The organism is Streptomyces sp. NPDC058279, from assembly GCF_042881255.1.
In the GTDB taxonomy this organism is placed as follows: domain Bacteria; phylum Actinomycetota; class Actinomycetes; order Streptomycetales; family Streptomycetaceae; genus Streptomyces.
Map to the genome: position 1 here is coordinate 611134 of NZ_JBHVYA010000001.1, position 21980 is coordinate 633113.

Below are 21980 nucleotides of genomic sequence, written 5' to 3' on the forward strand. Positions count from 1 at the left end.
CGGGGACAGCTCATGCGACAGAAGGATTCCTCACCATGCTCAAGAAGTTCATGGCAACCGCCGCGGTCACCGCTTCCGTCATCGGCGCCGGCGCCGTCGCCGCCTCCCCGGCGATGGCGATCGGCAACGACAACGGCGTGAACACCGTCAACGGCAACGGTGCCGCGCAGATCTACGGCAACCAGAAGACCGATGGCGCCATGAGCCCGCAGCTGAGCCTGGTCCAGGGCTCGCTGAACAAGCTCTGCGTCGGTCTGCCCGCCAAGGTCAACGCCCAGTCGATCCTCGCCGCGCTGAACATCGGCGTCCAGGACATCAACGTCCTGTCGAACCCGCAGAACCAGCAGTGCACCGAGAACTCCACCCAGGCCAAGGGCGACGAGCCCCTCTCGCACATCGCGGACAACATCCCGATCCTGTCCGGCAACCTGTCCGCCGGCAGCTGATCAGTTCTCACCCCGGACCGGCGTGACGACCCTCGTCGTCACGCCGGTCCCGTGTGTGCGCAAGCCGAACACGCCAAAAGCAACAGCTTTGGTCTAGACCTTGACAGGTTCAGACCACTTTCGCTTCAGTGGCGGTAGTCGTCCCCGCGACAACTCCCCCCACTGAAGGAGCACTTCCGTGATCCGTGCGCTACGTCGCCGCGCCCTCTCCATGGCCGCTGCCGCCGCCGTGACCCTCGGCCTCGCCGTCGTCCTGCCCGCCTCCCCCGCCGCCGCGGCCCCCGCCTGCGCGGGCTCCTGGACCGCCTCCGGCGTCTACACGAACGGCATGAGCGCCTCGTACGCGGGCCACAACTGGCAGGCCAAGTGGTGGACCCAGGGCGAGACCCCGGGCACCACCGGACAGTGGGGCGTCTGGTCGGACCAAGGCGCCTGCGGCGGCGGTGGCCAGGACCCCGACCCGGGCACCGGCGACCCCTCCGGCTTCGTCGTCAGCGAGGCCCAGTTCAACCGGATGTTCCCGAACCGGAACCCCTTCTACACCTACAACGGGCTGGTCGCGGCGCTCTCCGCGTACCCCGCCTTCGCGCACACCGGGGACGACACCGTCAAGCGGCGCGAGGCCGCCGCCTTCCTCGCCAACGTCTCCCACGAGACCGGCGGACTGGTCTACATCGTCGAGCAGAACACCGCCAACTACCCGCACTACTGCGACGTGTCCCAGCCCTACGGCTGTCCGGCGGGCCAGGCCGCCTACTACGGCCGCGGCCCCATCCAGCTGAGCTGGAACTTCAACTACAAGGCGGCGGGCGACGCCCTCGGCATCAACCTGCTCGCCAACCCCTACCTCGTCGAGCAGGACCCGGCCGTCGCGATGAAGACGGCGCTCTGGTACTGGAACACACAGAACGGCCCGGGCACCATGACCGCCCACGCCGCGATGGTGAACGGCGCCGGCTTCGGCGAGACCATCCGCTCGATCAACGGCTCCCTGGAGTGCAACGGCGGCAATCCGGCGCAGGTCCAGAGCAGGGTGAACGCCTACCAGAGCTTCACCCAGGTGCTGGGCGTCACCCCGGGCGACCACCTCACCTGCTGACCGGGCCCGGGAGAGGACCGGTAGGCGGCCGGACGCGGCCCGTACTCAGCGCGCGCGCAGGGCCGTCGCCAACTGCGCCCGCGAACGGACGTCGAGCTTCTGGTAGATGCGGGTCAGCCGGGACTCCACCGTCTTCACGCTGAGGAAGAGCTTCGCGGCGGCCTCCTGGTTGCTGGCGCCCTGGCCGACGAGCAGCGCGAGGCGGGTCTCGGCCTCCGTCAGGGCTGCCACCCCGGGGTGCAGGGCGGCGGCTTCGGGAGCGCTGTCGCGGGCGAGGTCCAGCCAGGGTCTCGCCCCGGCCCGGTCGAACACCTCGGCCGCCTCCCGCAGTGCGGTACGGGCGGGGGCGCGGCGCCGGCGGCGGCGTTCGACGCGGGCCAGGGCCAGGAGCGTACGGCCCCGTTCGAGAGGCAGGCCGAGTTCGTCGAAGCGTCGGGCCGTGGCCTCCAGCAGGGCCACGGCGGCCTCCGCGTCGCCCCGCGCGGACAGGCACAGGCCCTGGGCCCGATCGAGGGCGGCCAGCACACCGGTGCGGCCGAGCGTGCGGGCCACCGTACGGACGGAGTCCAGCAGTTCGGCGGCTTCGCCGGGGGCGTCGGCCGCGACCAGGGCCTCGGCGAGTTCCCCGTGCCAGCGCAGGATCGAGGGGTCGACCACCTGCTGGGCCGCTTCCAGGCCCGCGACCCGGCGCAGCGTGGCCACCGCCTTCGCCGCCTCTCCCGTGGCCAGTTCCACCGAACCCAGGGCGAACAGGGCGCGGGAGAGGAACACCTGGTCGTGTTCCTCCTCGGACGCCTGGATGCCTCGGCGGGCGTAGCCGGCGGCGCGGGCGAAGCTGCCGCCGGTGGCTTCGGCCGTCGCGGCGACATACCACGCGGGGCCGGGAGAGAGGCCCGCCTCGATGGTCAGTTCCAGGGCGCGCCGGGCGTGCGCGGCCCCGGCCGCGCACCTGCCGCGCCGCAGTTCGACCTCGGTGAGGCTGCGCAGCACTTCGAAGACGTCCTCGGCGGATCCGGTGCGCTGCACGGCGGGCAGCAGCACGAGCAGTTGCCGGTGGGCCTCCTCCAGCCGGTCGTCGAAGAGCGCGTGCCGGACGGCGAGGTACTGCGGCGCGTTGCGCATGCCGAGCGGCACCTCGGGGACCGGCAGGGCGAGCGCCTCCGCGAGGATGTCCTCGGCTCCCGGGTCGCCGAGGATACGGCCCATCCGGGCCCGCACGGTCAGGGCCATGGCCTCGGCCACCTGGTCGCCGCCGAGTGCGGCGAGGGCTCCGGCCTCGGCGGCGGCGTCGCGGGAGCGTACCGGGTCGCCGTCGCTGAGGTTGTGCTTCCAGGCGACGCGCAGCCGGACGGCGGCCAGCAGGGCGGGGTCCCCGGCCGCGTCGTCGATGGCGTAGGCGAAGGTCTCGTCGAGATCGGCCAGCGCCTGCCCGGCCGCGTCGATCACGGCGAGGCGGGCGCGGACCCGGTCGGCGGGCGAGGCGTCACGGGCGAGGACGGCGCGGGCGGCGCGGCGGGCGAGGTCGGCGCGCCCGGCCCAGCCCGCGTCCTCGGCGGCCGTGACGAGCCGGGCCAGTTCCTCCTCGGGCCGGTCGCCCGGGGTGCGTTCGGCGGCGAGCAGTCCGAGTTCGGCGGCGAGGGCGCGCTGGCCGCGGCGCCGGCAGGCCGCGGCGGCCCCGGTGATCTCGGCGGCGAGTCCGGCGTCGGGGGTGTCCACGGCAAGGGCCCGGTGCCGTACGGCCTGGACGGGGTCGTCGACGGCGGCGGCGAGCGCGACGTGCCCGGCGGCCCGCTCGGGCCAGCCGGCGTCGGCGGCCAGTGCCGTGGGCAGCGCGCCGGCGGTGAAGCTGACGGCGCCGTCCTCGCCCACGGTGACCAGCGCGGCCCGTTCCGCCTCGGCCAGTTCCGCCTCGGCGTCGGGGCTGCCGGCCCGGCGCAGCAGGGCGGTCGTGGGGCGGGCGGCGAGGGCGGCGAGGAGCAGGGTGCGCCGGGCCCGTGCGGGTGCTTCGGCGAGCAGCCGCCGGGCGACTTCGCGGGCCTGCCCGGAGACGGGCAGCGGGTCGGCGTGGTGGGCGCCGGGAGCGCCGTCGCGGGACCCGGCGGCTTCGGTGAGCGAGTGCCCGAGGGCGAGGGCCAGGCGCGGGTTGCCGCCGCTGGCCTGGTGGATGCGGCCGGCGAGGCGGGCGGGCAGCCCGTGCCGCACGAGCAGTTCGGCGACTTCCTCCGCGCCGAGCGGGGGCACCCGCACGGTGGGGGTGGTGGGGCCGCAGAGCGGTCCGGCGACGGGGGCACCGCCTTGGACGCATTCGGCGACGAGGACCCGGACCCGGGGTGGGGTGAGGCGCAGGGCGAAGCGCAGGAGGTCGGTGCTTTCGGCGTCGAGCCACTGGGCGTTGTCGATGACGAGCAGGACCGGGTTGCGGGTGGCGAGGGTGCGCAGCACCTCGACGACGGCGAGGCGCAGTGCGACGTGGTCGCGCCCGTCGCCCGGGGCGTCGGTCTCGCGTCGCAGCAGGGCGATCGCGGTGCGCTGGGGTCCGGCGAGCCGGTCGAGGGCGGCGCGGGGCACGGAGGCGAGCAGGGCGGCGGCCGATGCCTCGGGTATCCACTGGTCGGCGGCTTCCGGGGCGAGGTGGAGCACGGTCTCGCGGCGGGCTTCGGCGCCGGCCGCGACGGCGCGCACCACCTCGGTCTTGCCGGCTCCGGCCGGCCCGGTGAGGATCGCCCGGCCGTGGGTGGTCAGCGCGCGATCGACCGCCTCGATGAGTTCACCGTGCCCGACGCTTGTGTCAGCGTTCCCCGTCGCCGCCACGCACAGCCACCAGCCTTTCGCGCCCCGCCCTGTGCCTTTCCTGTGAGACGCGACAATACGAGGTCGGCCGGGGGGTGGACCCTCTTTGTGACGCAGAAATCAGTCAGCCGGCCGGAATGCCCCCGGACCTGCCGGTACGTGGGGTACCGGCAGGTCCGGGGGCTGGTGTTGGTCCGTACCAGCGGGTCCGTCAGGGGCCGGGGTTGGGGGGCTCCGGCGGCCTGACGGACCGGGGTGGGGGCCGGCCTCAGAAGCCGAGGCTCCAGGAGTCGATGTAGCCGGTGTCGGCCGCGGCGACGTCCTGGACGCGCAACTGCCAGGTGCCGTTGGCGGGCAGGGCGGAGGCGTCCACGGTGTAGGTGGTGAGGATGTTGTCCGCGCTGTCGCCGGAGGAGTTCTGCAGCCGCTTGACGGTGCCGTTCGGCGCGACCAGGTCGACGACGAGGTCACCGCGGTAGGTGTGCTTGATGTCGACGTTCACCTTGAGGGCGGCCGGGGCGTTCCCGGTGATGCCGGAGACCGTGACCGAGGAGGAGACGGCGCCGCCGTTGTCCGGGATCGCGACGTCCGTCGTGTTCTCGAACACCGGGGTGACCGGGGCGGAGATCACGGCGTTGACGGTGGCGGCGGCGTCCGCGAGACCGGCGCCGCAGCCACCGGTGCAGGTGCCCGCGAGCGGCCGGGCGTTGGCCTTGATGGCCGCCTTGACCTGCGCCGGGGTGAGGGACGGCTTGGCGGACACCAGGAGCGCGGCGAGGCCCGCGACGTGCGGGGAGGCCATGCTGGTGCCCTGGTAGGGCTTGTAGATCTCCGCGCCCGGCGTGGTGGCGCCGTCGTTCAGCGAGGAGAGGATGCCGTTCTCGGGGGTGGTGACGGTGCCGGGCGTGTCGGTGGCACGGCGGGTCTCACCGCCGGGGGCGGTGATGTCGATGCGGGTACCGAAGTTGGAGTAGAAGGAGCGGTCGCCGGTGCGGTTGGAGGCGGCCACGGTGATCACGTTGTTGCAACTGGCGGGGGTGAAGCCCGCCGCGTCGGCGTTGCTGTTGCCGGCGGCGACCACGACGGTGGTGCCGCGGGCGACGGCCGCGTTGATGGCGTTCTGGTAGCTGGTGCCGCAGGTGCCCGAGCCGCCGAGGCTCATGTTGATGACCTTGGCGGGGGTGGCGTTCGCCGGGACGCCGGGGACCGAGCCGCCGGAGGCCCAGGTGATGGCGTCGACGATGTCCGAAGTGGCGCCGCCGCACTTGCCGAGGACGCGGACCGGCTGGATCTTCGCGTTGTACGCGATGCCGGCGACGCCCTTGGCGTTGTTGGCGGCCGCGGCGATGGTGCCGGCGACGTGCGTGCCGTGCCAGGAGGAACCGCTCGCCGTGGAGCCGGTGCCGCACTCGCCCGCCGCGCTCCAGTCGCCCTGGTCGGCCGGGTTGTTGTCGCGGCCGTTGCCGTCGCGGGCGGCGGTGGAGTCGCTGATGAAGTCGTAGCCGGCGACGATGTTGGGGGCGACGTCGGAGTGGGTCACGTAGCCGGTGTCGATCACGGCGACGGTGACGCCGGAGCCGGTCGTCTTGTCCCAGGCGGCGGGCACGTTCATGCCGGCGGTGGGCTCGAAGAGGTCCCACTGCTTGGCGTACTCGGTGTCGTTCGGGGTGGCCATGGCGTAGGCGCGGGAGTCCGGCTCGACGTAGGCGACGTCGGGGTCGGCGCGGAACTGGGCCATCACGTCGGCGGCGTCGGCGGGGGCGGTCGCACCGCCCAGGTTGACGAGCGCGGCTCCGGTACCGAGACGGCGGTCGAACTTCGCCTTCTTGCCGGCCTTCTTGCCCTTGGCGGTGGCGTCGGCGGCGGCGGCGCTGTTGGAGCCGGCTTCGGCGGAGGAGGGCTTGTAGCCGACGATCAGGTTCTGCACGGGCGCGGCGCCGGGCGCGGCGGGGGCCGCGGCGGCCGGGAGGGTGGTGGCGGGGTCCGAGGAGGCCACGGCCACGGCGGCGGTGGCGGAGCCTGCCAGCAGCGTGACGGACATCGCCACCACGGATATGAGCCGACGTCTGGATGCGTGCACGTGTTCCCTTTCGCGGGCCGTTTCCGGGCAGGCCGGAGCGGCCGGTTCGAGCTGTGTGGGAGGTGAGCCGGCGGCCGGGCGGGCCGGGAGCGGGCTGGTCAGACCCGCTCCGGACACCACCGCACGCCGCGTTGCCCGACCGCGACGGCGGGGCAGGGCAACGGCGGTACCGGCGATCCCGCCCGGCCTCGGAAGGCTTCACACCATGTGGGGTTGGTGCGGGGGCGGTTCGTGGCGGGGGAAGACCGCCGGTGGGCAGACAGTAGGCAACACCCTGATGAACTCGATACGGGGAAAACCCTTGTCCGGCCCCTCTCCTGGGGGAAGAGGCTACCGGGGCGGGTGGAGTGCTCGGAAATACGTCCAGCTGGTCTCGTTCGGCTCGGTCCACTTCTCCGGGGCGTGCGCGAACTCCGGGTGGGTGTCGGCGATGTACGCGCGGGTGCGTTCGGGGGCGTCTTCGTAGGAGGTGAGTTTGCGACCGCGACAGTGGAACGTGAGGCCGCCGGGGCGTGCTCCCTGTTCCATCCAGGGCAGCCACGGGGACATCCGGGTCCAGGACATGGTGGCGGGAACGCTCGGCGCGTCGGTGGTCAGAACGGTCGTGGGCGCGAAGAACTGGAACAGTTCCAGGGCCCGGTAGGTGTCGTCGGCCGAGTTCAGCGGGTACCGCGCGACGGGCAAGGGCGAGGGATAGGCCAGGGGGATCTCCAGGCTGAAACACACCTGGTCGCCGAGTACCGTCACGGGCACGGGGAAGGGGCGCCACCTCTGGTTCGCCGGGTCGTTCCAGACGTGGACGACCGGCTTGTCCTCCCAGGTCTCCAGGATTTCGCGGCTCCCCGGGTCCAGGTAGAAAGCGGCTTCCCTGGTGAGCAGCCGGTACGTGCCCTCGTCCGCGCCCTCGCCGACGACCAGCCGGGCCACGTTGAGGCCCTCGAAGCCGAAGAGGCGGCGGTAGGGCTCACCGGGCGCCCAGGAGTGGACGTCACCGGTCCACCAGAAGGTCACCTCGGCGCCGTCGAGCGAGGCGCGGGTGCGGGCGAATGCCTGGAAGCGTTCCGCGGGAGTCATACGGGGTACTGTGCGCGGTCGCCGCCCGCGCGGACAAGGAACGCCCCGGCCAACCGGCTTCGACGCCGGGGGACGCGCGACGGGACGCCCGACCGGACGTGCGACGGGATGTGCGGGGGACGTGCGACGACGCCCGGGCGCGGGGGCCGGTCGGCGGTGCGCGGGAGGGCGCGACCGTCCGTCCTGCGGATGCCCGGTTGACGCGGGTGGCGGCCGGCGGCAACGGTGACCGCCATGGGGAACGAACAGCGACTGCTCGCGCTGCTGGTCTGCCTGGTGCTGGGCGGCGGGTTGACGGCCGCCGTGGTCGGGGCGTCCCGGGCGGCCGGACCGCGCGCGGGCTCCGCCGCGGCGGATTTCGCCGGGCCGCGCGACATGCTGCCCGAGCCGGGACGGCCGGCCGCCGGTCCGGACGCCTCGACCGGAACGGTGACGGTGGATTGCGGTCGCAACGGTGAAGGGCACTACAACCAGGACAACCTGGTGACCTCGCCGGGGCTGCGGGCCGGCGCCCACCACACCCATTCCTACGTCGGGAACCTGTCCGCCGACGCCCTGTCCACGGACGCCTCGCTCGCCGCCGCCCCCACCAGTTGCCCGGGCGGCGACCGGTCGACGTACTACTGGCCGGTGCTGCGCCGCACCGACCGCCCGGGCCGGGACCCGCACGAGAACGCGGCGGGGCACGGCAACGCGGGCGAGATCCTGCCGGAGGCGGCCGTGACGGTGGAGTTCCGCGGCAGCCCGGTCGGCAAGGTGGTGCCCATGCCGCGCTTCCTGCGCGCGCTGACCGGCGACGCGGTCGCGTACACGGCGGGCGCCGACGCGGACGTCCGGGCCCGCTGGGGGTGTTCGGGCTCGCCGGGCCTCGCCTCCCCGCACTATCCGCGGTGTCCCGCCGGGCAGCGCGTCACCCGGACGCTCGTCTTCCCGAGCTGCTGGAACGGCTTGGACACCGACAGCCCGGGCCACCGCTCGCACCTGCGGTTCCCCACCGCGGGCGGCGTCTGCCCCGCGGACACCTTCCCCGTGCCGCAACTGCGTGTCTCGCTGACCTACGACGTGCCGGCGGGCGCGCCCTTCGCGGTCGACTCCTTCCCCGAGCAGATGCACAGCCCGAAGACGGACCACGCGATGTTCGTGAACGTGATGACCGACGAGCGGATGCGGGCCGTCGTGGACTGCCTCAACGAGGGCCGCGCCTGCCGGACCTGAGCCGCCGCGGTCGCCGCGCCCGCCGAGTGACGCGGGTCACATGAACCCGGTCCGGCCTGGGCTCGTGTTCGGACCGCACCACGCAAGCGAGGAAGACGGAGAGGGTGAGATGGCCGGACCACTGTGGCCCCGCACTCGGCGGGGCTCGACCGATGAGGCACTGATCACATCGGTGTACGAGGAGCACGGCCATGCCCTGCTCGCGTACGCCACCCGGCTCACCGGGGACCGGGCCGCCGCCGAGGACGTGGTCCAGGAGACCCTCCTGCGGGCCTGGCGGCACTCCGAGGTCCTGGTCAACGGGAAGGGTTCGGTGCGCGGCTGGCTGCTCACGGTCGCCCGGAACATCATCACCGACCGGTACCGCGCGAAGGCGGCCCGGCCGCCGGAGGTGTCGGGCGCCGCGGCCGCTCCCCCGGTCGAGGTGGACCACGCGGACTCCGTGGTCGACGCCATGACGGTGCTCGGCGCGCTGGACCGGCTGACTCCGGAACACCGGGACGTGTTGACCGAGTTGTACTACCGCGAGCGCAGCGTCGCCGAGGCCGCCGACCGGCTCGGCATCCCGGCGGGCACGGTCAAATCGCGTGCGCACTACGCGCTCAAGGCCCTGCGCGAGGTCTTCACGGAGGGCGCCGGGGACGGCAACAGGAGCAAACGATCGGGCAGGCCGCCCCAGCAGCCCGGCGGACTGCGGGAGGTGGTGGCATGAGCCGGCAGCGGCACGAGGAGGAACTGCTCGGCCCGTACGTGCTCGGAGTCCTCGACGAGGCGGACGTACGGCGCGTCGAGGAGCACGTCGGCGACTGCGTGCAGTGCCGGGAGGAGGTGGCCGCGTTGCGCGAGATGGAGACGGCCCTGGGCGAGGTTCCCCCGGAGGCGTTCCTCGACGGACCCCCACAGGGGGGCGACCTGTTGTTGCGCCGCACGTTGCGGCAGGTCCGCGGCGAGCGGGCGGCCCGGGCGCGGCGCCGCTACGGGATGGCGGGACTGGCGGCGGCCGCCGCGTTGGCCGCGGTGTTCTGGGCCGGGACGCAACTGGGCACGGGCGGCGCCGCGAACGTCGCGCAGCCCCCGCCGCCGTCCCCGACGCTCTCGCCTGCGCCGACACCGGCGCCGTCGGCGGTGCCCGGGACCCGGGTGGCGTCCGCGACGGACGGGGGCAGCGGTGCCCGGATGACGGTGCAGGTGGTACCGGCCGCGGCGTGGGTACGGGTGCACGCGGCCGTGACCGGTGTGCCCGCGGGTGAGCGCTGCCGGCTGGTGGTGGTCTCGCGGGACGGGACGCGCAGTACGGCGGGCGGCTGGGTCGTGGGCGCCACGGAGCACGGCGAGGGCAAGGGTGCCTCGCTGGACGGTTCGGCGGCCGTGGCGGTGTCCGACGTCAAGGAGGTCCTGGTCGAGAACGAGGCGGGCAAGACCTTCGTGTCGGTCCCGGTACGGGCCTGACGTTCGGCGGCCGGACCGGCGGCGGGCGTGACGGAGCCCGGGAGCGTATCCAGCTCCCGGGCTCCTGTGGTGCCACCCAATTGCGCACACCGGCGGCGTTTAAGAGTCGCGGATCAGTCTGAAATCGACGTGTTCTGCCTTTGAACTACCGCGCCACGAGAGGCACAGAAGGGACTTGAACCCCTATCCATCGATGATCGTCCGCGCTCGGTCGATCCGGTGTTCGGCGGCGAATACTGAGACTGGAGCGAGAATCTGAGATTCAGGGGCCGCCTCTGCCAGGCTTGGGCCACCCCCGCACGTGGTGCGGGGGGAGGGATTCGAACCCCCAACTGACGCCCCGTGTCAGCTTCAACATCAGTTTCAGCTTGCGCTCTTCGCGCCACCCCCCGCTCGCACGGGGGGCGATCTCGGGGCTACCTGAACAGGTAGCCGAACACGGCGTCGCCGATCCGCTGGTCGGTGACGTCGACGCCGTTGGCCTCTTCGCGGGCGAACTTCACGGCCTGCTGGATCTTCTCGACGCGGTCGAGGAGTTCGTTGACCCGGCGCGCGGGCAGCGCCCCGGAGAACTTCACCGTCGTCCAGTAGCCCACCGGGACGTCCTCGTAGTACACCTCGACCTGCGCCGGGTGCTTGTCGGTCGCCTCGGCCTTCACGTGGTTGCGCGGGACCTTCTTCGTCCGGATGGTGCGGACGGGGTCGGTCTTCCACGAGTCCGTGGAGGGGTCCAGGTTCCAGGACTCCGAGGCGTCCAGTACCGGCAGCTTCCGTACGAAGGTGTGCAGGTCCGTGAGCTGCTTCTCCAGGAAGAGCAGATACGGGACGGGGACCTGGGCCAGCAGCACCTGTCCGTCGACCACGACGTCGGCGGCGGCGGTGCGGTTGGCCCAGTCCTTCGTGGCCGTCACGTCGAAGAGTCGGGTGAGCGTGCCGGCGGTCGCGCGCAGCACGTCCTCGGCCTTGATCTGCACCCGCGTGGACTCGGGCGGCAGTTGTTCGCCCTCCTCGTCCTTGGGCTGGTACGTCCGGGAGATGCCCGCGAGCAGGGCGGGCTTCTGGACGTCCTGGTGAGCCTGGGTGAGCTCCTGGAGCGACTTGGACTTGACGCCCTTTTCGACGGCGATGATCTGATTCAGCTTCGGCACGTGGTCAACCTAGCAGGGCTCCTCGTACGGGCATTCGTATTTTTCGCCGACCGGAAACCGCTCAGCTCAGGCGGACCGGCAGGTCGAAGAGGTCGTTCTGGGTCAGGATCGGCTTGTTGCGCAGTTCCTCGCGCGGGACGGCGAGCGCGAGGTCCGGGAAGCGGGCGTAGAGCGCGGGGAGCGCGACGAGCGCCTCCAGGCGCGAGAGGGCCGCGCCCGGGCAGACGTGCGGGCCGTGCCCGAAGGAGATGTGCCGGTTGGGGGTGCGGGTCACGTCGAACTCGCCGGCGTCCGGCCCGTGTTGGATCTCGTCCCGGCCGATGGCGCCGAAGGAGACGATCAGGCCCTCGCCCTTGGGCAGGATCCGGTCGCCCACCTCGATGTCCTCGGCGGCGAAGCGGATCAGGACGTGCGAGGTCGGGGTGGACCAGCGCAGGGTCTCCTCGATGACGTTCTCCCACGGCACCTCGCCCTTGAGGACGCGGGCACGCTGCTCCGGGTGGGTCTCCAGGGCCACGACGGCGTTGACGATCAGGCTGATGGTGGTCTCGTGACCGGCCGCGACCATCAACTGGAGGGTGTTGGTGATCTCCTCGGGGGTGAGGTGGTCGCCGTTCTCCGAGGCCGCGAGCAGGGCGCTGGTCAGGTCGTCGCCGGGGTTCTCCCGCTTGGACTCCACGATCCGGGAGAACAGCGCCGACAGGTCGGCCATCATCCGCGGCACCTCCTCCGGCGGTGTCTGCGTCGAGAAGAACTTCTCGAACAGCGCCTTGAGCCGGGGGTGTTCGGCGGCGTCCACGCCCATGAGCTCGCTGATGACGTTCATCGGCAGCGGGTAGGCGAACTCCGCCTTGAGGTCCACGGTCGCGCCGGCCGGGTGCTCGGCCAGCCGGTCGAGCATCCCGTGCGTCAGGGCCTCGATGCCCGCGCGCAGTTTCTCCACCCGGCGGACGGTCAGGGCCTGCGCGACGAGGGCGCGCAGGCGCCGGTGCTCGTCGCCGTCGACGGTGAGCATGGAACGACCGGGGTTGGCGAGGCCGATCAGCGGCCAGTCGGCGGGTATCTCGCCGCGCTGCCACGCGCCCCAGGCGTTGATGTCCTTCACCAGCCGCGAGTCGGTCAGCAGCGCCCGGGCCTCGGCGTGGCGGGTGACGGCGTACACGCCGACGCCGCCGGGCAGGACGACCCGGGCCAGCGGTCCGGCGGCGCGCAGCTCGGCGCCCTCGGCGTCGAGGTCGGCGACGAGGGGGTCCAGGGTGATGGCGGCGGGTCCCGTGTGGTCGATCGGGCACGTCATCCGGAGGCTCCAAGGGCGGGGGTCGGGGTGTAGGTCACGGGCAGCGCGGAGAGGCCGCGCAGCCAGGGCGAGGGCCGCCGGGCGAGGTCGGCGGCGGGCACGGCGAGGTCGACGTCCGGGAGCCGGTCGAGGAGGACCTCGATGCCGGTCCGGGCGATGGCCTCGGCGATCTCCTGGGCGGGGAACGGGCAGCGGTGCTCGCCGTGGCCGAAGGAGAAGAAGGCGTTGTTGCCGCCGGTCAGGGCCCCCGCGTCGGTGCGTACGTGCGGGTCGGCGTTGGCGGCGGCCAGACCGAGCAGCACGAGGTCGCCCCGGTTGATGCGCTGTCCGCCGAGGCGGGTGTCGCGGGAGGTCCAGCGGCCGGCCACGTTCTGGGTGGGGGTGTCCTCCCACAGGACCTCGTTCATCGCTTCGCCGACGCTGTGCCGGCCGCCCGCGAGCGAGGCGGCGAAACGGTCGTCGGTGAGCATGAGGCGCAGCGAGTTGCCGATCCAGTCGGCGGTGGGCTGGTGGCCGGCGGCCAGCATCACCATCAGGTCCTGCGCGATCTCCTCGACGGTGAAGTCGCCCCGTCGGGCGAGCATCCGGGAGACGACGTCGTGTTCGGGGCGCACCAGCTTGTCCGCGATCAGCGCGAACATGGACTCGGCGAGGTGGCGCTGACCGTCGAGGGCGCCCTCCCGGCCGTTGATCATGTCGTTCATGGCGGTGACCAGGCCCGGACCCTGCTCGTCGGAGAAGCCGTAGATCCGGGCGAGGACGCGCAGCGGCAGCAGCATCGCGTACTCGCCGACGATGTCGCACGCGCCCTTGCCGCACAGCCGGTCGATCAGCTCGTCCGCGAACCGCTCGGCGTGCCCCTTGAGTTCGAAGGGGTCGACGGCTTCCAGCGCGCCGGAGACGACCGCCGCGCGCTCGCGGTGGCGTTCGCCGACGGTGTAGAGGATGGAGGGCTGTTTGCGGCCGATCATCGGGAGCAGGGGCCAGTCGGCGGGGATGCGGTCCCACTGGTTCCACAGGTCGGAGTCGCGGGAGAAGAGCTGTGGGTCGCTGGTGACCTGGTGCAGTTCGCGGTAGCCGAGGACCAGCCAGGCCGGGACGTCGCCGTCGAGGACGACAGGGGCGACCGCGCCGTGGTCGCGCCGCATCTCCCGGTAGAGCGCGAGCGGGTCGGTCTGGAACCGCGGGCCACCGAGGTAGACGGGCTGCGGTGCGCGGTCGGCGGGGGTGGTCACGGGGTGGGCTCCGGGGTGTGGGGCGGGGCTGCCGTCTGGAGGTGGCGGACGAGGGAGATCAGGACGTCCTTGCTGGACGCGCGCGAGCGGGCGTCGCAGAAGACGAGCGGCACCTCGGGCGGCAGGTCGAGGGCCTCGCGGATCTGTTCGGCGGTGTGGCCGGGGCCGCCGAAGTCGTTGCAGGCCACCACGAAGGGCGTGCCGTGGTGTTCGAGGCGGTCGATGGCGTACCAGGAGTCGGCGAGCCGGCGCGTGTCGACGAGGACGACCGCGCCGAGGGTGCCGGAGAACAGCCGGTCCCACAGGAACCAGAAACGTTCCTGCCCGGGGGCGCCGAAGAGGTAGAGCACGTTCCGCGCGTCGAGCGTGATCCGGCCGAAGTCGAAGGCGACCGTGGTGGCGCTCTTCCCGGTGACGCCGTCGGTGTCGTCGACGCCCTCGCCCGCCTTGGTCATGGTCTCTTCGGTGTTCAGCGGCCGGATCTCGCTGACCGAGCGGACCATGGTGGTCTTGCCCACGCCGAAGCCGCCCACGATGACGATCTTCAAGCCGTTGTCGGCGGTGCTGCTGAGGGTCTGCCGGGTTTCACGCCGGTCAGAGGTTGCGGAGTCCAACGAGCACCTGCTCCAGGATGTCGGGGTCGGGAAGGCGGTACGCCGCACGCGGGTGTCGGGCGCTGATCCGGCCGGTGCCGAGCAGGTCGGCGAGCAGGATCCGGACGATCGACACCGGTAGGCCCAGCTCGGCGGCGATCTCGACGACCGCCGTCGGGTAGTGGCACATCCGCAGGATCGCCGCGTGCTCCGACTGCATGCCGGGTACCGGATCGCATTCGGCGACGATCAGCGTGACGAGGTCGAAGGCGTCCGAACCGGAGCTGCTGCGACCGCCGGTGAGGGTGTAGAGCCGGTCCGGGGAGTCGTCCCGGCCCGGCCTGTTCCGGCTCAACCCCGGGGCCTCGCGATCAAATGCTCGCTGAGCTGCTCCACCAGTTCGGACATGTTGTGGCCGACCAGGCCCGCGTCGGCGTCCTCGGCGGCGACGAGCGCCAGGTGCGCGCCTTCCCCGGCCTCGACGATGAACAGGATGCCGCCGTAGAACTCGGCCATCGCGGAGCGCACTCCCCCGGTGCCGTCGCCGAACTCGATCGACGCGCCGTGCGAGAGGCTCTGGATGCCGGCGGCGATCGCGGCGAGCTGGTCGGCCTGGTCGACGGAGAGCTCGGGGGTGCGGCACAGCTTGAGGCCGTCCCGGGAGAGCACGAGCGCGTGGCGGGCGCCGGGGGTGCGTTCCAGGAGTCCTTCCAGGAGCCAGCTGAGCGTCTCGTCGGTCGTGGAGCCGGTCATCGCGTGTTGCCTTCCGGGTGCGGGGTGTTCGGGGGCTGCTGCGCCGACGCGCCGCGCACGGCCTGCCGGAAGCTGCCGAAGCGGGCGGCGGACTGGGAGGCGCCGCTCGGGGCGGCCCGGGTCCGGGCCGCGCGGGCGGCGGCCTCGGGTCCTTCGGGGTGGGCGGCGGCCAGGGTACGGCCGCGGCGGCGCCGGGGCAGTTCCGGGTCACCGGGCCGGGGGTCCCCGTCGGCGGTCGCGGGGTCCTCGACGGGGGCCGTGGGTACGGCGTCCGGGGTGTCGCCCGCCGCCGAGCGGGTACGGTCCTTCGCGCGCCCGGCGCCACCGGTGTCCGCGCCGTCCCCGCGCGGGCGGGACCCGTGGTGCACGGCCGGTTCCCCGGTCCGCTCCCCGGCGGCTCCGGCCGGAGCGGCCACGAGGGCCGGCGTCGGCCCGGCGCCGGCCGGGGCGCGGCTGATCAGCTCCTGCGGCAGCATCATCAGCGCGCCGGTACCGCCGCGCGCGGACGGTCGGAAGGACACCGTGAGCCCGTGCTTGCGGGCGAGGCGGCCGACGACCGCGAGTCCGAGGCGGGTTCCGGAGAGCCCGGCCAGGTCCAGGGACTCGCCCGCCACGGCCTGTTCGGCGCGGCGCAGCTGGACCTCGCTCATGACCAGGCCGCTGTCCTCGACGGTGATGCAGACCCCGGCCGGCACCTCCTCCACGTAGACGTGGACTTCGGCGGTCGGCGGGGAGAAGTTGGCGGCGTTGTCGAGGAGTTCGGCGAGGGCGTGCATGACGCCTTCGGCGGCGTGCCCCGCGACGGCGGCGTCGCTGGTGGAGTGGAGCCGGACCCGCTGGTAGCCGCCGATCCGGCCCATGGCGCCGCGCAGGATCGACTCCATGACGATCGGCTTCGCCCAGCGACGGCCCGAGCGGGCTCCGGTGAGGACGGCGATGGAGTCCGCGAGGCGGCCCGCCTGGGCGGTGCGGTGGTCGAGGTGCAGCAGGTCGCCGAGCACGTCCTCGTCGGCGTGGCGGTGTTCCATCTCGCGCAGGTCGGCCAGCATGCCGGTGGCGAGCGCCTGCATCCGGCCGGCGGCGTTGGCGGCGGCGGCCATGGCGGCGGCCCGTCCGGACTCGGCGCGCCGCAGTTCCTCGCCGAGCCGCTCGCGGTCGGCGAGCCGCGCGTCGGTCACCAGGTCGAGCTCGACGGCGTGGGCGGTCTTCAGCCGCTCCAGTTCCGCGGCGTGCTCCCGGGTGAGGCGGGCGTGTTCGGCGGTGCGCGCGGCCGCGTCACGGGCGGCGTCGGCGGTGAGCCGGGCGAGGTGGCCGTCACGCGTCGCGATGTCGGCGCCCAAGGCGGCTATCCGGCGGCGCAACAGGCGGCCGGTGCGCGTCAGCCAGGTGACGGCGAAGGCGGCGACGGAGAGCAGCAGGACCCCGAAGACGGAGAACCAGCCGAGGGGGACGCGAACGGTCGACGGGGCCGCGGCCACCGCCGCCGTGCAGAGCACTCCGGCCGGCACGGCCGTGACGAGCAGCGCGAGCGCGGAAGGGCGAAGGGGGGAGGGCGACGCCGTCATCAATCAAAGCCTCAAACCGGGGCGTAAATGGAAGAGAGGGTTCCTGTGCAACAAGGTCTCACTATAAGAGAATTGTTGATCAGTTTGGAAAGTTCTTGGTGACCGTGACGCTGAGTAATGGCCACTTAAGGCAGTTCTCATGCGTTTTCTACGGAATCCCCTACCGCCACCGGCCGATCATCACATTGCGGCCATGGCATCCTGTGACGTCACAACTCGCCGGGCGGGATCGGCGGACGTCCGGAAAATATGGGGAAGGTCCATGAGGCTCTGCTTCCTGGTGGAGGAGCACTACCGCCACGACGGCATGCCGAACGAGGTGATCCGGCAGCTGACCGCATGGGGCCACCACGTGGACGTGCTGCGGCCGGGCGGCTCGCTGCTGCGCATGACCGACCTGGTGCGTACCGGGGTTCACGACGCCTGGGTGCTCAAGACGGTGTCCGGCGGCCCCGGGCTGACCCTGCTCGAAGCGGCCGCCGCCACCGGCATGACCACCGTCAACGACGCCCGGTCGATCCGCGGCGTACGGGACAAGGCGCTGGCCGCCGCCCTCGGGCGCGCCCGGGGCCTCCCGCTGCCGCCGACGTACGCCGTGGCGCGGCCCGAGCTGCTCGCCGAGATACCGGCGTCGGAGTACCCCCTGGTCGTCAAGCCCGCGGACGGCAGCTCCGGCCGGGCGGTGCACCTGGTGGCCTCCCCCGACCGGCTCGCCGCGCTGCTGCCCCGGCTGGCCGGCGAGGGCATGCTCATCGCCCAGCCGTACGTGCCCAATTCGGGCACCGACATCAAGGTGTACTGCGTCGGCGGGGAACTGTTCGCCACCGAACGCTGCTCACCCCTGCACCCGGACCGTCCGGTGCGCGAGCGCCGGGTGCCGCTCCCCGCCGAGGTGGCCGCGATCGCCGCGCAGGTCGGTGCGGTGTACGGACTGGACCTGTACGGCCTGGACGTGCTGCTGGGCCCCGACGGGCCGGTGGTGGTGGACGTGAACGACTTCCCGAGCTTCCGTCAGGTGCCGGAGGCCGCCGCCCGCGTGGCCCGGGCCGTCCTCGACCTGGCCCGGTCCGGTGGTGCGGGGCCGTGCCCGCCACCGCTTCCCCCGTCCCTCCACCTGTCGATCCCGGCACAGGTCTCGGCCCGGGCGGGTGACGGCGCATGAGGGTCGGTCTGATCACCGCCGACGCCGGGCACCCCCTGCTGGCGGGGGCGGCGGCCGCGCTCGGCCCCGCCCACGACGTGGTGGTGGTGGATCCGCGCGATGCGCGGGGCCGGTCGCCGGAGGCCGGCGCACGGGCCGACGTGTACCTCCTCAAGGCCCGCGACCCCCGGGCGCTGGAACTGGCGCGAGCGCTGGAGGATCGGGGCGCGCCGGTGGTGAACACCGCGGCGGCCACGGCGCGCTGCCAGGACCGCAGGGACATGGCGGAGCTGGCCCGCCGGGCCGGGCTGCCCTTCGCGGCGACGACGGCCTTCCCCTCCCTGGACCGGCTGGCCCGGCAGGCCGGCGCCGGGCCGGGGCTGCCGGGGTCGCCCTGGCCCCTGGTGGTCAAGAGCCGGCGCAGCCGCAAGGGCGACCTGGTGGCACGGGTCGACGACGCGGCGCGGCTGCGGGAGCTGGCGGCCGGGTGGGGCGAGGAACCCGTGGTGGTACAGGGCTTCGCCCCCAACAACGGCTGGGACCACAAGCTGTACGCGATCGGCGACCGGGTCTTCGCGGGCGTCCGGCGCTCGGAACTGGCCGCGCAGGACCCGGAACCCGCCCAGGTCCGGGGCGAGCCCCCCGCGGCCTGGGCCGAGTTGACGCTCCGCGTCGGCGAGGTGTTCGCGCTGGACGTCTACGGGGTGGACATCATCGACACCGGCGACGGGACCCCGCTGATCGTGGACGTCAACGCCTTCCCCGGCATGCGCGGCCGCCCCGGCGCCCCGGAGGCCCTGGCGGCCCTGGCCCTGCACCGGGCCGGGTAGGGCTGTGACCGGCGCGCCCGGCCCCGGCCCGGGCGCGCCGGGGTACTACGTCCCGGAAAGGGGTCGGACGCTCCGGGCGCCGCGGCGCTTGGCCCGGAGCGCGAGGAGCAGGACGAGGGCCGCCGCGAGCACGACCGCCGCCATGGTGAGGAGCCAGGCGGGGACGCCGCCGACGGTGAGGAGTTCGTCGTGGTAGACCGTCCGCCGGTACGGGGTGTCCTCGGCGGTGGCGCGCAGTTCGTGGTCGCCGTCGATGCGGGCCGGTTCGGGGAACTCCTGCTCGATCGCCGTGAGGAACACCGGCCGGGTGCCCCCGGTGAGTTCCGCCACCGGGCCGCTGGGGGTGACGGTCCCGGCGAAGGCCACCTTCGGCGCGGCCCCGCCGATCGGGGAGACCGGCTCCATCCGGTGGTCCGCGAGGACGTACAGCCCGAGCGACTGGGGGGTCTTGGCCCGCCGGGAGAGCCGCATCGGGTAGACGAGCCGGTCGCTGTCGAACCGGATGCTCAGCGGGTCGAGGTCCCCGCCCAGCGCCTTGGTCCGGTCCCGGGGGGCGAGGCGGACGGCGACGTACTCCCACTTCTGGTCGACGTACGGCTTGAGCTCGGCGGAGAGCCCGTCCGGCAGCTTGAAACCGTTGGTCTCCAGCCACCGCCGCAGGGCGTCGGGGTCGGTGGCCGTCAGCCGCGCGACATCGAAGTCGCCGAGCTGTTCGCGTCCGACGACGCCCACGGACGGGGCGCCCGCGCCGGGCATCGGGGCGCCGACCGCGTCACCGCTCCCGGAGGAGAAGGGCCAGTCGTGCTCGCGCGGCCAGAAGTAGCCGCGCGTCCTGCGCTCGGGCAGGGTGAACCGGGCGAGGTCGGTGAACAACTCCGCCTTGGCCGTCTCGACCGTGGCCCGCCCGGGCACCGGCATGATCCAGGCGGCCTTCTTGGCGTCCCCGTCGACCCTGAACCGCATCACGATCTGTTCGGTCCGGCCGTCCCAGCGCAGGACGGAGGTCTCCCGGGCGACCCCGATCCGGGAGAAGCCGTCGGGGATCATGGCTCCGCAGCCGCAGGCGTACGCCGGGCCGACGAGGGACCCCAGTTGCGTCGCGAGCAGGGCGAACACCAAGGTCAGGACTCTTCGTCTTATCTTCGCGTTCCACACGGCCACTGGGACGAACGATCACCGGATCCGGTTCCTCGCCCCCTGGTACGGCCCGGTGCCGGGATCTCATAATTGCGCCATGAGACGGACGGACAAGCCGCTGCGCAGCCCGCTGGTACCCGAGGCGGTGGAGGCCGAGATCGCGCGACACGACTGGGAGTCCCTCCTGTGCGGCTGCGGGCGTTCCGCCGGTCATCTGGAGGAGATGTTGTGGGACGCGGCGGAGGGGCATCCGGCCGCCTTCCACGCCCTGGCCGGTCATGTCTTCACCGAGACCAGGCTCCAACCGCCCGCGCCCGCGGCCTGTGGGGTGCTGATGGCCGTGTGGGCGGCGGGCCCGCCGCGCGAGACCACCCGGGAAGCCCTGCTCTGGACCCTGCTCGCCCTGCTGGGCACGGAGGACGACGGCGGCTCCCACGAGGCCGGCCTGTACGGACAGTGCGCGGCCTTCGTGCGCAGGGCGCTGCCCACGCTGCGCCGGGAGGCCGCGACCGGCCCCGACTCGGTGACGGGGGCGTACGCGAAGGGCGTGCTGGAGATCCTCGACCTCTGCGCCTGACGGCTCGGCCCGTCCGTACGGCGACCCTTCCGGGGGCCGGACCGTCCGGCTCGGTGTCCGTCGTCCGCCGTGGGGGTGCCGGCCGCCGCCGAACCTCCGGCGTCGGCGGCGTTCGGCGGATCGGTGACCGATGGCGCCGTACCCCGGCCGGTGGCCCCGTACCCGCCCACCGCCGGGCCGGCGCCCATCCTCCGGTGGCGGTCCGGTCAGACCGGAGCGCCCCGGGGCTGCCCGCCCGGTTCGCCGGGTCCGCGCGGCGGCGGAGCCCGCCGGGACGGCCCTACGGCGCCGGGCGGTCCGGCGCGCGCCCGCCCGGTAGCCACGCTGGTGCACGGTCTGCGCCCCCGCCGGTGCGGCGGAGGAGCGAAGCCGGCTCACCCGCAGCGGCGCGTACCCCGGGGGTGGGGCGGGACGGTGGGCAAGGGGTCCGACCGGCGGGCGCCCCCCGGCGGTGGCGGGCATGTGCCCGTCCCGCACGACGACGACCACAGACGGCCCGGGCCGCCCCCGGATCCGTGCGGGCCGGCGGAATCCGGCCGGGTGAGCCGGGTCGGTGGCCATACACCCCCCGGGGCCCCGGCCGCGCCGGGTGACCCGGTCGACACCGGTGCGCGGCCGGGCCGGGAGGCGGTGCGGCGGGGGTCGCCTGGTGCTGTGGCCGGGAAGGTTTGCCGGGTCGCGGCTCCCCCGGCTACCGCTGGGAGGTGCCCCCAGGTGCCACACCCCCTAGCGCCGGTCGGTCGGGGTCGTGCGGTGGCGGGGGCGGCGTGCGGCGCGCCGGCGTTTCTCCGCCTCGGCGAGGTCCGCGTGGGCCTGGTCCCGCGCCGCGCGGGCCCGAGCGGCGTCCCGTTCCAGCCGCTCCACCTCCGTGTCCGCCTCGGCGACCCGTTCCAGCGCCCGCTGCCGGGCCTCCTCGGCCGAGCGCAGCTCCTCCCGCCGCGCCTCGGCCCGCCGTTCCGCCTCCCGGCCCCGGGCCGGCGCCGGCTCGTGCCCCGGCCCGGGACGGGTCTCGGCGGCCCGCGCCACGGCGTCCGGGGCGGCCACCGGGAACCCCGTCCCCACCGCCGGGGCCTTCGTCAGCCGCCCCGACGCCCAGTCCTCGGCCACCCCCGGATCGCCGAGGACCGCGTGCAGGATCTGCTCGACCTCCCGCTCCACCGCCTCCGACACCGGTGTCCCCGCCTCCTCGGCCAGCCGTACGGCCTCCCGCGCGAGCGCCCCGATCACCACGTGCTGCTCGTGCGAGAGGCTCCGTAGCTGCTCCCCGTCCAGGTCCCGGTGCGCCTCCCGCAGCGCCTGGCCCAGTTGCAGGAACTGCCCGGCCTCCTCCGGATCGGCCCGCACCAGCCTGTTCGACGCCCAGGCGGCCAGCGTCGGCCGCCGCAACCCCGCGACCCGTTTCGCGGCGGCCTTGTCCCCCGCCGCCTTCAGCCGGGCCGCGGCCGCGTCCCGCGCCGCGGTGAACCCGGCCGGCGCCGACCCGTACAGGGCGTCGATGACCTGCTCGACGTCGTCAGAAGCTTCCACGCCGACCACTGTCGGTCATCACCG

General features: G+C 73.7%; 20 protein-coding genes. 8 read left to right on the forward strand and 12 right to left on the reverse strand.

Annotation, left to right across the window (positions count from 1 at the left end):
* The first annotated feature begins 35 nt into the window (after positions 1-35).
* Positions 36-446, forward strand: coding sequence for a rodlin (locus ACFVXJ_RS02970; RefSeq protein ID WP_389657587.1), 411 nt, complete (start codon positions 36-38; stop codon positions 444-446).
* Positions 447-657: 211 nt separating this feature from the next.
* Positions 658-1545, forward strand: coding sequence for a glycoside hydrolase family 19 protein (locus ACFVXJ_RS02975; protein WP_389658595.1), 888 nt, complete (start codon positions 658-660; stop codon positions 1543-1545).
* 45 nt (positions 1546-1590) lie between these two features.
* Here ACFVXJ_RS02975 and ACFVXJ_RS02980 read toward each other — a convergent pair whose 3' ends face one another.
* The 3 genes from ACFVXJ_RS02980 to ACFVXJ_RS02990 all read right to left on the reverse strand — a co-directional run bounded on the left by ACFVXJ_RS02980 (position 1591) and on the right by ACFVXJ_RS02990 (position 7489).
* The gene (locus ACFVXJ_RS02980) at positions 1591-4356 is read right to left on the reverse strand and encodes an AAA family ATPase (RefSeq protein ID WP_389657589.1); all 2766 of its coding nucleotides are present in this window, start codon (positions 4354-4356) and stop codon (positions 1591-1593) included.
* A gap of 247 nt (positions 4357-4603) precedes the next feature.
* Positions 4604-6376 (reverse strand): S8 family serine peptidase, encoded by a 1773-nt coding sequence (locus tag ACFVXJ_RS02985; protein ID WP_389658598.1) that lies wholly within the window; start codon positions 6374-6376, stop codon positions 4604-4606.
* A 369-nt stretch (positions 6377-6745) separates the two neighbouring features.
* Positions 6746-7489, reverse strand: a complete 744-nt coding sequence (locus tag ACFVXJ_RS02990; RefSeq protein ID WP_389657592.1) for a DUF1838 family protein — start codon at positions 7487-7489, stop codon at positions 6746-6748.
* Positions 7490-7723: 234 nt separating this feature from the next.
* Here ACFVXJ_RS02990 and ACFVXJ_RS02995 point away from each other — a divergent pair, with 234 nt between their 5' ends.
* From ACFVXJ_RS02995 to ACFVXJ_RS03005, 3 genes are all read left to right on the forward strand, one after another.
* A complete protein-coding gene (locus ACFVXJ_RS02995; RefSeq protein ID WP_389657594.1) occupies positions 7724-8704 on the forward strand; it encodes a DUF1996 domain-containing protein in 981 nt (326 codons plus the stop codon).
* A gap of 109 nt (positions 8705-8813) precedes the next feature.
* On the forward strand, positions 8814-9416 hold the full coding sequence (locus ACFVXJ_RS03000) for a sigma-70 family RNA polymerase sigma factor (protein ID WP_389657597.1): 603 nt from the start codon (positions 8814-8816) through the stop codon (positions 9414-9416).
* Positions 9413-10153, forward strand: coding sequence for an anti-sigma factor family protein (locus ACFVXJ_RS03005; RefSeq protein WP_389657600.1), 741 nt, complete (start codon positions 9413-9415; stop codon positions 10151-10153). The genes ACFVXJ_RS03000 and ACFVXJ_RS03005 overlap by 4 nt, the downstream gene beginning before the upstream one ends.
* Before the next feature lie 416 nt (positions 10154-10569).
* Here ACFVXJ_RS03005 and ACFVXJ_RS03010 read toward each other — a convergent pair whose 3' ends face one another.
* The 7 genes from ACFVXJ_RS03010 to ACFVXJ_RS03040 form a co-directional block, all read right to left on the reverse strand.
* Entirely contained in the window at positions 10570-11301 is a 732-nt protein-coding gene (locus ACFVXJ_RS03010; RefSeq protein WP_389657603.1) for a hypothetical protein, read from the reverse strand.
* 61 nt (positions 11302-11362) lie between these two features.
* Positions 11363-12598 carry a cytochrome P450 gene (locus tag ACFVXJ_RS03015; protein ID WP_389657606.1) on the reverse strand — a complete coding sequence of 412 codons (1236 nt, stop codon included), beginning with the start codon at positions 12596-12598 and terminating at the stop codon, positions 11363-11365.
* Complete coding sequence (locus tag ACFVXJ_RS03020; RefSeq protein ID WP_389657610.1) at positions 12595-13833, reverse strand: cytochrome P450; 1239 nt, start codon at positions 13831-13833, stop codon at positions 12595-12597. Before ACFVXJ_RS03020 ends, ACFVXJ_RS03015 begins: the two co-directional genes overlap by 4 nt.
* Positions 13830-14447, reverse strand: coding sequence for an ATP/GTP-binding protein (locus tag ACFVXJ_RS03025; RefSeq protein ID WP_389657613.1), 618 nt, complete (start codon positions 14445-14447; stop codon positions 13830-13832). Before ACFVXJ_RS03025 ends, ACFVXJ_RS03020 begins: the two co-directional genes overlap by 4 nt.
* A complete protein-coding gene (locus tag ACFVXJ_RS03030; RefSeq protein ID WP_389657616.1) occupies positions 14428-14781 on the reverse strand; it encodes a DUF742 domain-containing protein in 354 nt (117 codons plus the stop codon). The genes ACFVXJ_RS03025 and ACFVXJ_RS03030 overlap by 20 nt, the downstream gene beginning before the upstream one ends.
* Positions 14778-15179: a roadblock/LC7 domain-containing protein gene (locus tag ACFVXJ_RS03035; RefSeq protein WP_136214855.1), complete on the reverse strand. Its 402-nt coding sequence runs from the start codon at positions 15177-15179 to the stop codon at positions 14778-14780. The genes ACFVXJ_RS03030 and ACFVXJ_RS03035 overlap by 4 nt, the downstream gene beginning before the upstream one ends.
* The gene (locus tag ACFVXJ_RS03040; RefSeq protein WP_389657620.1) at positions 15176-16744 is read right to left on the reverse strand and encodes a sensor histidine kinase; all 1569 of its coding nucleotides are present in this window, start codon (positions 16742-16744) and stop codon (positions 15176-15178) included. The genes ACFVXJ_RS03035 and ACFVXJ_RS03040 overlap by 4 nt, the downstream gene beginning before the upstream one ends.
* A 262-nt stretch (positions 16745-17006) precedes the next feature.
* Between ACFVXJ_RS03040 and ACFVXJ_RS03045 the strand changes: the two genes are divergently transcribed.
* Both ACFVXJ_RS03045 and ACFVXJ_RS03050 read left to right on the forward strand, forming a co-directional pair.
* Positions 17007-17906 (forward strand): RimK family alpha-L-glutamate ligase, encoded by a 900-nt coding sequence (locus ACFVXJ_RS03045; protein ID WP_389657623.1) that lies wholly within the window; start codon positions 17007-17009, stop codon positions 17904-17906.
* Positions 17903-18715, forward strand: coding sequence for a RimK family alpha-L-glutamate ligase (locus tag ACFVXJ_RS03050; RefSeq protein ID WP_389657626.1), 813 nt, complete (start codon positions 17903-17905; stop codon positions 18713-18715). The genes ACFVXJ_RS03045 and ACFVXJ_RS03050 overlap by 4 nt, the downstream gene beginning before the upstream one ends.
* Positions 18716-18760: 45 nt before the next feature.
* Here the strand turns inward: ACFVXJ_RS03050 and ACFVXJ_RS03055 are convergent, their stop codons facing one another.
* Positions 18761-19834, reverse strand: a complete 1074-nt coding sequence (locus tag ACFVXJ_RS03055) for a DUF2330 domain-containing protein (RefSeq protein WP_389657629.1) — start codon at positions 19832-19834, stop codon at positions 18761-18763.
* A 115-nt stretch (positions 19835-19949) separates the two neighbouring features.
* Between ACFVXJ_RS03055 and ACFVXJ_RS03060 the strand changes: the two genes are divergently transcribed.
* Positions 19950-20429 carry a hypothetical protein gene (locus tag ACFVXJ_RS03060; RefSeq protein ID WP_389657632.1) on the forward strand — a complete coding sequence of 160 codons (480 nt, stop codon included), beginning with the start codon at positions 19950-19952 and terminating at the stop codon, positions 20427-20429.
* Positions 20430-21155: 726 nt separating this feature from the next.
* Here ACFVXJ_RS03060 and ACFVXJ_RS03065 read toward each other — a convergent pair.
* Entirely contained in the window at positions 21156-21956 is an 801-nt protein-coding gene (locus tag ACFVXJ_RS03065; protein WP_389657635.1) for a hypothetical protein, read from the reverse strand.
* Between the last annotated feature and the right edge of the window lie 24 nt (positions 21957-21980).